This window comes from Neisseria sp. RH3002v2f, from assembly GCF_014596375.1.
Classification (GTDB): Bacteria; Pseudomonadota; Gammaproteobacteria; order Burkholderiales; family Neisseriaceae; genus Neisseria; species Neisseria cinerea.
Genome location: NZ_MAYZ01000020.1, coordinates 97,131 through 109,877, shown reverse-complemented (window position 1 = coordinate 109,877; position 12,747 = coordinate 97,131). Strand labels below are relative to the sequence as shown.

Annotated in this window: 14 protein-coding genes; 3 read left to right on the top strand and 11 right to left on the bottom strand. The window is 56.4% G+C overall.

Annotated features, from left to right (window positions below; genetic code table 11):
- The first annotated feature begins 4 nt into the window (after positions 1-4).
- Together tsaE and BBW69_RS04495 are read left to right on the top strand one after the other, a co-directional pair.
- Positions 5-466 (top strand): tRNA (adenosine(37)-N6)-threonylcarbamoyltransferase complex ATPase subunit type 1 TsaE, encoded by a 462-nt coding sequence (gene tsaE / locus BBW69_RS04500; RefSeq protein WP_188210547.1) that lies wholly within the window; start codon positions 5-7, stop codon positions 464-466.
- On the top strand, positions 463-1,713 hold the full coding sequence (locus BBW69_RS04495; RefSeq protein WP_101119414.1) for an N-acetylmuramoyl-L-alanine amidase: 1,251 nt from the start codon (positions 463-465) through the stop codon (positions 1,711-1,713). The genes tsaE and BBW69_RS04495 overlap by 4 nt, the downstream gene beginning before the upstream one ends.
- A 57-nt stretch (positions 1,714-1,770) precedes the next feature.
- Here BBW69_RS04495 and BBW69_RS04490 read toward each other — a convergent pair whose 3' ends face one another.
- The 10 genes from BBW69_RS04490 to BBW69_RS04445 form a co-directional block, all read right to left on the bottom strand.
- Positions 1,771-2,913 (bottom strand): class I SAM-dependent RNA methyltransferase, encoded by a 1,143-nt coding sequence (locus BBW69_RS04490; protein WP_188210546.1) that lies wholly within the window; start codon positions 2,911-2,913, stop codon positions 1,771-1,773.
- Between the two features lie 56 nt (positions 2,914-2,969).
- The gene (locus BBW69_RS04485) at positions 2,970-3,392 is read right to left on the bottom strand and encodes a hypothetical protein (RefSeq protein WP_188210545.1); all 423 of its coding nucleotides are present in this window, start codon (positions 3,390-3,392) and stop codon (positions 2,970-2,972) included.
- A complete protein-coding gene (locus BBW69_RS04480; protein ID WP_188210544.1) occupies positions 3,385-4,197 on the bottom strand; it encodes an NUDIX domain-containing protein in 813 nt (270 codons plus the stop codon). Before BBW69_RS04480 ends, BBW69_RS04485 begins: the two co-directional genes overlap by 8 nt.
- Positions 4,198-4,273: 76 nt before the next feature.
- Positions 4,274-4,651 (bottom strand): holo-ACP synthase, encoded by a 378-nt coding sequence (gene acpS / locus BBW69_RS04475; protein ID WP_003676682.1) that lies wholly within the window; start codon positions 4,649-4,651, stop codon positions 4,274-4,276.
- A gap of 49 nt (positions 4,652-4,700) precedes the next feature.
- Positions 4,701-5,429, bottom strand: coding sequence for a pyridoxine 5'-phosphate synthase (pdxJ, locus tag BBW69_RS04470; RefSeq protein ID WP_111727721.1), 729 nt, complete (start codon positions 5,427-5,429; stop codon positions 4,701-4,703).
- Positions 5,430-5,489: 60 nt separating this feature from the next.
- Complete coding sequence (gene recO / locus BBW69_RS04465; protein WP_107960607.1) at positions 5,490-6,230, bottom strand: DNA repair protein RecO; 741 nt, start codon at positions 6,228-6,230, stop codon at positions 5,490-5,492.
- Positions 6,231-6,266: 36 nt separating this feature from the next.
- A complete protein-coding gene (pheA, locus tag BBW69_RS04460; RefSeq protein ID WP_188210543.1) occupies positions 6,267-7,394 on the bottom strand; it encodes a prephenate dehydratase in 1,128 nt (375 codons plus the stop codon).
- Between the two features lie 38 nt (positions 7,395-7,432).
- Positions 7,433-8,662, bottom strand: coding sequence for a multidrug effflux MFS transporter (locus BBW69_RS04455; protein WP_188210542.1), 1,230 nt, complete (start codon positions 8,660-8,662; stop codon positions 7,433-7,435).
- Between the two features lie 118 nt (positions 8,663-8,780).
- Entirely contained in the window at positions 8,781-9,656 is an 876-nt protein-coding gene (locus tag BBW69_RS04450; RefSeq protein ID WP_188210541.1) for a DMT family transporter, read from the bottom strand.
- A gap of 92 nt (positions 9,657-9,748) precedes the next feature.
- On the bottom strand, positions 9,749-10,561 hold the full coding sequence (locus tag BBW69_RS04445; RefSeq protein WP_188210540.1) for a carbon-nitrogen hydrolase family protein: 813 nt from the start codon (positions 10,559-10,561) through the stop codon (positions 9,749-9,751).
- An 83-nt stretch (positions 10,562-10,644) separates the two neighbouring features.
- Between BBW69_RS04445 and BBW69_RS04440 the strand changes: the two genes are divergently transcribed.
- Positions 10,645-11,517, top strand: a complete 873-nt coding sequence (locus BBW69_RS04440) for a prephenate dehydrogenase (RefSeq protein WP_188210539.1) — start codon at positions 10,645-10,647, stop codon at positions 11,515-11,517.
- A gap of 63 nt (positions 11,518-11,580) precedes the next feature.
- Here BBW69_RS04440 and BBW69_RS04435 read toward each other — a convergent pair whose 3' ends face one another.
- Complete coding sequence (locus BBW69_RS04435; protein ID WP_188210538.1) at positions 11,581-12,738, bottom strand: NnrS family protein; 1,158 nt, start codon at positions 12,736-12,738, stop codon at positions 11,581-11,583.
- Positions 12,739-12,747 lie beyond the last annotated feature (9 nt).

Genomic DNA, 12,747 nt, shown 5'->3' with positions numbered 1-12,747 from the left:
TTCCATGTCTGATTTACCCTCCATCTCCCGATTCCTTGCCGATGAAGCCGCCACACTCGATTTGGGTGAAGCATGGTCTTCCCGTTTAAACGCACCCCTGGTCATTTATCTCGAGGGAGACTTGGGCGCGGGGAAAACCACACTGACACGCGGAATCCTGCGCGGACTCGGTCATCGGGGACCGGTCAAAAGCCCGACTTACGCCATCGTCGAATCCTATCCGCTGAAACCTTTTACCCTGCATCATTTCGACCTCTACCGTTTCACCACGCCCGAAGAATGGGAAGATGCCGGATTGGACGAACTGTTTTCCGCAAACAGCATCTGCCTGATCGAATGGCCGCAACAGGGAGGCGAATTTACCCCGCCTGCCGACATCACCGCAACATTGACACACGACGGCGACGGCAGAAAATGCCTGCTGACCGCCCATACCGAACGAGGACGTGAAGGCCTGCCGCTATGACCAAACTGACACGAAGACAAATCATCCGCCGCACCGCCGGCACACTGTTCGCCCTGACCCCTATCGCATCTGCCGTTGCCAAAACAGTACACGCCCCGCAGTTTACCGCCGTACGGATATGGCCGTCGCACACCTACACCCGCCTGACGCTGGAAAGCACAACCGCGCTCAAATACCAACACTTCACGCTCGACAACCCGGGCAGGTTGGTCGTCGACATACAAAACGCAAACATCAATACCGTATTGCACGGACTGTCTCAGAAAGTCATGGCAGACGACCCCTTTATCCGCAGCATACGCGCGGGTCAAAACACGCCGACTACCGTCCGCCTCGTCATCGACCTGAAACAATCCTCACGCGCACAAGTCTTTTCCCTCCCTCCTGTCAGCGGCTTTAAGAACCGCCTCGTTATCGACCTCTATCCGCACGGAATGGATCCCGACGATCCGATGATGGCGCTGCTTAACGGCAGCCTGAACAAAACCCGTCGCGGCTCCCCCGAAGCCGACCTCGCTCAAAACACTCCCGCACAAACCGAACGCGGCAAAAACGGGCGTAGACCCGTCATCATGCTCGATCCGGGACACGGCGGTGAAGACCCCGGTGCCAGCAGTCCGGGCGGCCTACAGGAAAAACATGTCGTCCTATCCATTGCCAGGGAAACCAAAAATCAGTTGGAAGCATTAGGTTACAATGTATTTATGACGCGCAACGAAGACGTGTTCATCCCTTTGGGCGTGCGTGTCGCCAAAGGGCGCGCACGGCGGGCGGACGTATTTGTCTCCATCCACGCCGATGCCTTCACCAGCCCCTCCGCGCGCGGTACAGGGGTTTATATGTTAAACACCAAGGGCGCAACCAGCTCTGCCGCCAAATTCTTGGAACAAACCCAAAATAATGCCGACGCGGTCGGCGGCGTACCGACCAGCGGCAACCGCAATGTCGATACCGCCCTGCTCGACATGACGCAAACCGCCACACTGCGCGACAGCCGCAAACTCGGCAACCTGGTGCTTGAAGAATTGGGCAGGCTCAACCACTTGCACAAAGGCAGGGTTGACGAAGCCAATTTCGCCGTTTTGCGCGCACCCGATATGCCGTCTATCCTGGTCGAAACCGCCTTCCTGTCTAACCCTGCCGAAGAGAAGCTGCTGGGTAGCGAATCCTTCCGCAGGCAGTGCGCCCAATCCATTGCCTCAGGTGTCCAACGCTACATCAACACATCCGTATTAAAACGGGGTTGATTCCGAAAAATAAATGCCGTCTGAACATTTTTCAGACGGCATTTTTGTACACTTTCCTCAACGGTTCGATCCCTGCACCATATCAATCAGGAACAGGCGGCAATCGAGGTTGCCGTTATAAAGTGGGATTTTGCGTTTTGGCGACAGGCGCATGAATTTGGGCATTTCCCTGTCGCCGGTAAACATACCGACTCGCCAGCCGGCATAGTATTTTTTCAACCACGTACCCAACTGCGGATAAAGTGCCTGCAAAGCGTGGACTTCCTCAAGGCGCACACCGTAGGGCGGATTGGACACCATAATACCGCCCACGCCGTTCGGACGGACGGACTGCGCATCGGAAACGCTGAAGGAAACGATGTCGTCCACCCCGGCACTGCGTGCGTTGGCCAATGCCGTCTGAATGATGCGGCGGTCGCTGTCACTGCCCGAAATCGGTGCAAAAGCCGATTTGACCTGCGCTTCGGCACGGCGGCGCAAATCCGACCACAGCGTTTTATCGAAATTTTGCAGTTTCTCAAAACCGAAACGGCGCATCATGCCCGGTGCGCGGCCTGTGGCAATCCAAGCTGCCTCGACGGCAATCGTGCCGCTGCCGCAGAACGGATCCTGAAACGGCTGCGTGCCGTCGTAACCTGCCAAGAGCAGCAGTCCGACAGCAAGGTTTTCGCGCAGCGGGGCTTCGCCGGTATCCAGGCGGTAGCCGCGTTTAAACAGGGCTTCGCCCGAAGTGTCGATAAAAACCTCGACGTGGCGCTCATCCAAAAAAACATGGATACGGACATCGGGAGAGATTTTGTCCACACTCGGACGGGCATCGTAAATATCGCGGAAGGCATCGCAGACGGCATCTTTGACGGTCAGGCCGACAAATTGGATGCTCTTAACGTTGGCACGCTTTGCCTCGACTTTAACTTTGAACGTCTGCTGCAAGGTAAACCAATTAAACCAGTTGATGTTTTTGGCGAGTTTGTAGATGTCGCGCTCATTGCGGTATGTACCTTTGGTCAGACGCAGCAGGATACGGCTGGCAGTACGCGAATGCAGGTTGGCGGCGTAGGCCTGTTCCAATCCGCCGCGGCAGGAAACGCCGCCGTCAAACGCTTGAACATCGGTACAGCCGAGGCTTCCGAGTTCTTGAGATAAAACGGTTTCCAAACCGCGCGGGCAGGTGGCAAAAAGTGTATATAAAGTATTCATAGCGTGTCCTTTCCGGACGGGTATTCTGACAATAACGGATTTTCCGTCCCGAAAATTTATTCGGCGGAAAATGCCGTCTGAAATGTTTGGCTGCCGACCGTAATGTCCGCCGTAAAATCGTGCCTGCCTTCTACACAGAAGGGCAGGCGGATACGTGTTGCCCGCCAATCCCCTGACGGCTGCCGCTCAAGCGCATAGCGGTTGAAACCCATATCCATATTTTTCATACTGAAGCTGATACTGACCTGCTCCGTACCGGAGGGTGTGTGTTCAATATAAATATCGAACGGTTCTTTCGTTGAAACAGAGGTGGCGCGGACACGGCTTCCGTCCGGCAGCGTGCAACCCTCGGTCAAATCGCATTGCACCTCCGCAACTTGCGGCTGCTGCGACTGCCACCATTGCAACAAAACGAGCTTGAAGGCGGCAAAGGCAATCAGCAGCAGTGCGGCAAGCAGTAATTTGCGGTTTTTATCCATGGTTCTGCCCTATTGCTTCGTCCGTTACCACAGCATGCGCCCCCAATCCGAGCCATAGTTTTCCATAACGTGCAACCGTCTGTCCGTTTGCTGCAAGTACGAGCGGAACGGATACGCCCTGACGCAGCGCTTCTGCCGCCTCTTGTGCCTGAACATCATTGCACACGCGCCACACGACGACATCCGCGCCCTTTTCCTGCGTCTGCCTCCATTGGATATGCGTTTCCACCTCCGCCCACACGCTTTGCCCTGTTCCGGCTGTTTCCGTCTGCCGCCAATCCGCACCGACCAAAACGTTTGCATCATGCGTCCCATTTCGACCGTATGGGACAACACGATATGTACCCATACTGTTCTCCCCGTACAAACCTGTTTTCAGGCTGCCGTACAAACGGCGCGGAACGGACAGCGAACGCAAAAGCGCACCGTTGGCAGGCAGCATGGGGGCAACGGTAAAATCACCCGCCTTCTGCCAAGACCATTCCTGCCCTTCGCGGGATTGCGGTTTGCCCGTCCATTGGTCGGGGTTTACCCATAGGAATTTCAGGCAGACGCGGGCGTGTTCGTAGGAATGGATTTTGGTCAGCCAAGGCGTGGCGGCGAGGATGCGGATGCCGAGTTCTTCTTCAAACTCGCGTTGCAGGGCTTGGAAGTCGGTTTCGCCCGCTTCGACCTTGCCGCCGGCAAATTCCCAATATCCGGCATAGGGTTTACCTTCGGGGCGGGAACTGAGCAGGTAGTCGCCGTCCCGGTTGAGCAGGATGCCGGCAACGACGCGGATAAGGGGTCGGGTGTCTTGGGTCATGGGAATGGTTGGAGAAGGTCGTCTCAAAATCCGGAAAGGTCGGATTCGGGCATCCGACCTGCCAATGGGTACTGTTTTATTTTTCGGCAACGACAAATGCCAATACGGTGTCTTCTTCGTCGCTCATGCTGAGGCTGACGCGGCTGATGCCTTGTTCCTCCAGCCATTTGGACAGGGCGGGGGCATAGAAAAATTCGGGTTTGCCCAATGCGTCATGCCCGATGCCGATGTTGCGGAAGGAAACCGCACCGCGTATGCCCGTACCGACGGCTTTGGCAAAGGCTTCTTTGGCGGCAAAGCGTTTGGCAAGGTAGTTGACGGGTTTGCCCGCTTGCGGGAATTCGAGCAGTTCTTCGGGGGTGAGGATGCGCTCGGCAAATGCTTGTCCGAACTTTTTGCTCAGGCGGACGATGCGTTTGAGGGAAACAATATCTGTGCCTATGCCGTAAATCATATTTGCGCTCCTTTGTCGTGAAATGCCGTCTGAAACGGTTTGCCTGCCCTTACGGCAGCATTCTTGCACGGAACATGGTTTCTTTCATCTGGCGCACGGCCTCGGGCAATCCAAGGAAAAGTGCCTGCGAAATCAGCGAATGCCCGATGTTCAGCTCGCGGATGGCGAGGATTTGGGCGATGGGGGTAACGTTGTGTATGGTCAGTCCGTGTCCGGCGTTGACGACCAAGCCCAAATCGCTGGCAAAATGCGCGCCGTTTTGCAGACGCTCGAATTGCTTGATTTGTTCGGCGTGGCTGCGTGCATCGGCGTATGCGCCGGTGTGCAGCTCGATAACGGGTGCGCCGACATCATAGGCGGCTTGGATTTGCTCGTTGTCGGCATCGATAAAGAGCGAGACTCGGATGCCTGCGTCGGTCAGGATTTTGGTGAACTCGGCAATTTTTTCTTGTTGCGCCAATACGTCCAAGCCGCCTTCGGTCGTGATTTCCTGACGTTTTTCAGGCACGATGCACACGTCTTCTGGCATGACTTTGAGCGCGTTTTCCAGCATTTCTTCCGTCAACGCCATTTCAAGATTCAGGCGCGTGCGGATGGCGTTTTTGACGGCGAACACGTCCGCGTCTTTGATGTGGCGGCGGTCTTCGCGAAGGTGCATGGTAATCAAATCCGCACCGTGCGTTTCCGCGACCAATGCCGCTTCCACAGGGCTGGGATAGGTCGTGCCGCGGGCGTTGCGGACGGTGGCGATGTGATCGATGTTGACACCTAAAAGCATGATGTTTCCTTTCCTCTTCGATTTTTTATTTTGCAGCATACCGGTACGCTGCGTCGGCACCTATGTTGCACGACGGTCAAACTGCCGTATCTGTTCCAATACCTGCCGCGACTTCACCCCTTCAGGAAGCAGGCTACCTGTCAGCAGCCGCGTGATTTTCAGGGCATCCTGAAGGCTTTGCGCACTGTTGAAACTGCCCGTCTGCAAATCAATCAGGCTCTGCCCGTCGGTAATAATGACGGTTTCAGACGGCAAAACACATTCCCTGCCTACGGGCATGACTGCTTCTTCCGGTCTGATACAGTATCTGGCGGATGACTGGATTTCCCTGCCCTCTCCGTCCGTATGCAAATCGGGGGCGACGCCTAAGGCCGTCAGCAGCTTCCACTCGAAGCGGCGCAAATCGGCAACATGGTCTGCTTCGCAGCAGACTGCCTTCATCACTTCAGCCAATGCATCGTATAACTCAGGCATGGGATCTTCGCGCGCGGTCAGTTTTAAAACCAGCTCGTTCACATACAACCCGCCAAACAACGCCCTGCCCTGCGGCTGCCGCCAACCGCCGACCCATTCGGCGCGGTGAAGAGTTTTGAGTTCCTGACTGCCGTACCACGACACGCTGACAGGGACAAACGGAACCAATACGCCGCGCAGCTCGCTCTGCCGTTTGCGCGCGCTCCGCGCCAGCAAAGCCACACGCCCGTAACGGCGGCTGAATGCTTCAACCCACAGGCTGCTTTCGCGCCAAGGCGAAGATGCCAGCATAAAAACGGGTTCGTGGTTGACTCGGTATTCGGACATAATCGTTGTGGAAATGCCGTCTGAACGCTGCCGCGACTACAAAACGGCAGTCGGATACGAACCGATGATTTTGACAAACGAAGCGCGCCCGCCCAACTGTTTTAATGCCGTCTGAACCTTGTCATCCGTCCGGTGTCCCTCAATATCGATAAAGAACAGGTATTCCCACAACGCCGCCTTTCCGGGACGACTCTCAAACTTGGTCATGGAAATGCCTGATTCGGTCAGGGGTTGCAGCAGCGAGGCAACCGCGCCTGCCCGGTTGGGTGCGGAAACGACCAGCGAGGTTTTGTCGCTGCCGCCGGCACCGGTTTCATGATGACCCATAACCAGGAAGCGCGTGGTATTGTTCGTCTCATCCTCAATGCACTCGGCCACGGGGCTGAGTCCGTAGATTTCCGCCGCAGTACGCCCGGCAATGGCGGCAACCGTACCGTCGTCCGATTCGGCAACCAGCCGCGCGGCTTCGGCATTGCTGGAGACCGCCACCCTCTCGGCGTTGGGAAGGTGTCTGCCCAGCCAGTCGTTGCACTGCGCCAACGCCTGTGCGTGCGAAAATACTTTGGTGATGCCTTCGGTACTGCTGCTGTTTTTACGCAGAAGGTTGTGGTGTATGCGCAAGACGACTTCGCCGCAAGCCTGCAATGCGGTAACGGCAAGTAGGTCTAACGTGCGGCCGACCGAGCCTTCGGTCGAGTTTTCCACGGGGGCGACCAGATAATCCGCCTGACGCGTTTCAACCTGTTTGAAGCAGTCGTCTATGGTCGGACACGCCATAGTGTGTGCGGCATGACCGAAATGCTTAATCGCCGCCTGTTGGGTAAACGTACCCTGCGGTCCCAGATAGGCGATGGTCAGCGGGCGTTCTACGGCGAGGCACTCGCTCATCACTTCCCTGAACAGGCGGGCGACGGATTCGTCAGGCAGCGGGCCTTTGTTCAAATCCTGAATGCGGCGCAACACGGCAACCTCACGCTCCGGACGGTATACCGCGCCCGTACCTTTCAGTTCGCCGATGGCGTGTGCGTGTTGCGCGCGTTCGTTGAGCAGGCGCAGGATTTCCGCATCGATGGTGTCGATGGCGTTGCGGTGGGGAAGGAGGAGTTCGTCGATGTGATGGGACATGATTTTGTCTGAATGGTGATTTATCGTGCATTCTAACATCAAATGCCGTCTGAAACGGTTTCAGACGGCATTTTCCGTTAAAGGTATTCGCTTTGCCCGTTTTCTTTCCACGCACGATGCGAGCAGAGCCACAGAAGCGCAATGCCGCAAGAGGTGGACGCGGTCATGGTTGCCGCCATCACGGTTGCCGAACCGTCGTGCAAAAAGGTCGCCGCCATACCCACCCCCGCGCCGATTAAAGATTGGAATACACCCAATACGGCATTTGCGCTGCCGCCCTCTTCTTTAAAATAAGACATAAAGCATGCCTGCGTGTTCGCACCAACCAGACCCTGCGTACCGACGGAAAACATCACGCACGCAACCAGCAGCCAAAACGGGGGCAACCCGAAAAACAGCACGGCGGCGAGTTGGGACAAGTTGGCGGCAAACTGGACGACAATCCCCCACAGCAGGATGCTTTGCGGATGCGCGCCGGTTTTAAGCCGCCACGCGGTAATACGGTTGAAAAACATCATCGTGATGATGTTGAGTGCAAACGCCCAAGCGTATTGATGCGGCGTAACGCGGTAAAGCTGCTGGTACACGAAGGATGATTCGGTCAAAAAAGCAAACATCGAGCCGAAACTGAATGCTTGGAAAAACAGATACCCCATGGCGGCGCGTGTTTTCAAAACACGTTTGAACCGCCCAGCCACCAGCCCGAACACATCCCTGCCGATTTTGCCGCCGACGGCAGGCTTGGGCAGGAAATATTGCACCAAACCGAGCAACACCAGCGAATAAGCCGCCAAGAAAACGAAAATCGCCTGCCAGCCGCCCAAGCCCTGCAATACCGCGCCGACCATGGGAGCGACAAGCGGCACAATCATCAGGATAATGCCGATGAGGGCGAACATCTGGGCGGCTTTCCGCCCCGAATAATAATCGCGCACCATTGCGCCGACAATGACGACGGTCATGCCCGCACCGAATGCCTGCACGACGCGCAGATTGAGGAGCTGTTCGGCACTTGAGGCGAATGCGATGGCGGCAACGGCAAGGCAGTAGACGGCCAATCCAGTCAGCGCGACGGGTTTGCGCCCTTTGATGTCGGACACCGAACCGCCGACCACCTGTCCGAACGCCGTGCCGAACATAAACACACTCAGGCTCTGTTCGATACGGTGGACATCCGCACCCAGCGATTGCGCCATTTCGGGAATCGCCGGCAGGTAGGCATCGATGGAAAACGGCATGAGCGCAACCAGCATCGCCATCAAGACCGCCATCAGTTTTTCGTTCATCGGGGGAGACGTCGGAGACATGTGGATTTCCATTCAAATCAAATAAAGAAACCGTCGCAAACGACGGCTGTAAACACAGTACAAGTTTAACATATTCAAACGGCGCGGGCGAACCCCCCGGCATACGCCCGAAACCGCTTCAGACGGCATGACCGCTTTCCGCATCCCTGTGCGACAGCCAGCCTGCAGCAAATGTGGCCGCGATGACGACAAACACACCCAAGGCGGACACGGGCGACAGGTGCTCGCCCAAAATCAAAACCGCCAATAACACGCCGACGACGGGTTCGAGCGAAATCAACAGTCCCGACACGTTTGCCGGAACACTGCCCGTACCTTTATTCCACAGCCAATAGGCATACCAGCTGCACCCCACGCCCAAATACAGCAGCGACACCACGCCCTGCCAGCTCCAATGTACGGTATAACTCTGTGCCAAGGCAAGCGAAAACGGCAGGCACATCAGCGATGCGGCGGCAATGGAAACAGATGTGAATGCCGGTGCGCCGATACGGGCAATCAGCCTTTGCGTCGGGCGGACTGCCGTGCAGAAACCGAGTCCTGCAAGCAGCACCAGAAAACAGCCGAACCAACCGACTTCCCCGCCGGCTTCGGCCCCGCCCACCATCAGCAGCGTAATGCCGGCAAACGCTGCCGTACCACATATCCAATGATAGGCACGGGCTTTGTCGTTGAAGAAAAAGTGTCCGATAAACACCATCAGCAGCGGCTCGAGTCCGACGATGGTCGATGCGCTGGCGGCAGACGTATATTTCAGTCCGATAAACTGCAGCATCAGGGTGAATACATAACTGATGAAGGATACCGCCAGCAGAGGCTTCCATTCCCTGCGCGGAATCTTGCCGATATGCAGGCGGCAAGTGGGCAGCACCAGCAGTGCGGCAATCAGCAGGCGCACGCCGACCATCAGCGCGGGATCGATGGCGGCATAGGCATATTTGGCGGCAATAAAAGAGCTGCTCCAGATAATCAGGGCAAGGATTTGGTAAAACATTTCAACTTATTCGGCTTAAAAACTGTGTTTGTTGGCGGAGGGGCGGATGGGAAGTTTCACACCGGCTGGGCAAAACAAACCGCCTGCCGGTTTCAGACGGCATCTAAAACCATGTGTTTTAAAGCAGGCAGCCTACTGCGGACGCTGCCCAGCCTGCCTGCATCGATGTCTGCCGTAACAACGCCTTCACCCTCAGGCAATACGTCCAGAACTTCCCCCCACGGATCGACAATCATACTGTGTCCGAACGTGCGCCTGCCGTTTTCGTGCAGCCCGCCCTGCGCCGCCGCCACAACATAACATTGGTTTTCGACGGCACGCGTACGCAAAAGCAGCTCCCAGTGCGCCTTGCCCGTCGTATGGGTAAATGCCGCCGGAAGCATCAATACGTCAAACGGCAACTGGCGGCGGAAAAATTCGGGAAAGCGGACATCGTAACAAATACCTGCCGCCACCGGCACGCCTTCTGCCGACAAGTGCGGCACCTCCCGTCCCGCGCTGATGGTATCGGCTTCGGCATAGCGTTCGCCCAAACCGGAAAAACCGAAGAGGTGCATTTTGTGATACAGACCCGTTCTTACGCCGTCCCGTCCGTATACCAACAGCGTATTCATCACCTTGCCCGCCTCGCTGCTTTGCAGCGGCACGGTTCCGCCAAACAGCACCACGCCGCACGCTTTCGCCGTTTCGCTCAATGCCGTCTGAAAGTGTCCTCCGTCCAAAGGCTCGGCAAGCGCAAGTTTGTCGGTATCGTTTGCGCCCATCAGCACCCAATATTCGGGCAACAGCACCCAATCCGCACCGCGCTGAGCCGCTGTTTTAACCAAACGCCTCATGGTTTCGATATTTTTATGGGGAGACAGCCCGGAAACCATCTGCACGGCAGCTATTCTGATTTTGTCCACTTTTCCTCCTTTACCCGCCCATCTTGCGGGATATTCCGCCGATACGCTACCATGACGGTACTTTGCGAAAGTCTTTTACACAAATGCACATTTTGAACCATATCGTCCTCGTCGGCGTCGGGCTGATCGGCGGTTCGTTCGTCCTAGACCTCAAGAAACAGGGACTCGTCCGTACCGTTACCGGCATCGACACCGACCGCGACAACCTGCAACGTGCGCTGGAACGCGGCGTGATTGACCGGGCTTCCGCCGTCATCGATAAAAACAGCATCGCCGATGCGGATTTGATTGTTATCGCCACGCCCGTTGCCTCAGTCTCCGGCATCTTAACCGCGCTTGCACCCGTTTTACCCGCCCACGCTTGGATTTCCGATGTCGGCAGCACCAAAATCTCCGTTATCGAGGCTTTCCGACGCTGCCTGCCCGACAGCATTCACCGCTGTATTGCCGCCCACCCGATTGCCGGCTCCGACAGAAGCGGGGCAGATTCGGCGCAGTACGGTCTGTTCCAAAATAGAAAACTCATCATCACACCACACGGCGGCGAAGATTCAGACGGCATCTCATTGATAGAAAACCTATGGCGCGCCGTCGGGGCCGAAATTTATACGATGGACGCGCAAAAACACGATGCGGTTTTTGCCGCCGTCTCCCATATGCCCCACCTTGCCGCCTTCGCCTATGTCCACCAGCTTTTCGACCACCCCGACGGAAAGGCGTATCTGAAATTTGCCGCCACGGGCTTTCAGGACTTTACCCGCACCGCCTCCAGCCACCCTGCCGTGTGGGCGGACATCTGCCTTGCCAACAGGGACAACCTGTTGGAGCTGATTCGGGGCTTGGGCAGGCAGTTGGACACTTTGGAAACCATCCTACTTAACCGGGACCGCCCCTCCCTGTACCGCTATTTTGAAGAAGCCAAAGCCACGCGCGACAGCTGGTCTGATGAAAATTGATGTTCAGACGGCATCCCGCCCAAGCCAAAACCGCCGCAGACCGTGAATCTGCGGCGGTTTTACTCAACCGGGCCTGCCGTCGGAACGCGGACGTATCAGCCAAGGAATATACTTCCACGCATACAGCAAAAGCGCAAGGGCAAACAAAACCGAAGATGTGCGTATGCTGTGCGTATAGGCGGTACCGGAAGAAAATACGGCAACCATGCGGACGGCGGTTGCCGCCATCATCAGCCAAAATGCGACCGGAACGGATTTGGGCGGCGGATAAATGGAATTGCCCGTATGACCGAGCGCGGTACGCGCCATCATGCCCAAAGTCAACACGCCGATACCGCCCACACCGATCAGGTGCACGCCCAAATTGAGGAAGGCAGGTTTGAAATAAGACACGCCGACCGCAATCAGCCCCAATCCGGTAAACAGATAACCGGCAAACAGAATCCACAGCATCGGCTCTTTCAACACGGGCCTATACCACCAACGGTAAACCTGCACGGTAAAAATCACGCCTGCCGCAAAGGCAAAAACGGCAGACAGCCAAGCCAACACACCGTGCGCCATCAGCATGGCAGTCAGCATGGGCAGCCACAGCGAAGCCTGCGCAACCCATTTCGGACTGGGAATCTGCGGCACGTTCAAACGTTTGGACGTAAAAAACGAAATAATCCTCATCCCAATCAGGCCGATAAAGCCTGACACCATAATCAGCCCCGACTGCAAACCGCTCAACAGCCCCTCAAAATTACCGTTGTGAAGCTGAACGTGAAACGCCGCATGCGTGCCGCCCAGCACAAATATTGCAAATACGGCGACATAGTTGCGTTGATTCTGTGAACAGATAACGGGCAAAGCCATGCACACCGCGCCATACCAGAAAAACAGCGTACCGAGTATGCCGCTTGCCGCCGCACCCCAACCCGGGATAAAGACGGCAATCCGCGCAGCCAGCCAAAAGGCGGTCAACCCGACCAGAACGCCGCCCCTCGTAGGCGGCTGCCCCGTCCAAGTGGCGACGGCGGTCAGCAGGAAGGCGATGACAACGAGACCGGCATAACCCCAGATCATTTCATGCGCATGCCAGTAAAAGCCGGACAGTTCGTACGTCCCCTTGTAACCGAAACCCCACAGTAATACGGACAATGCGCCGTACAGTGCCGCCAGTGAATAAAACGGGCGGAACGCCATCGCCCAGACGGGGTGCTTGGTAAATGCATTCATGTATGTTCC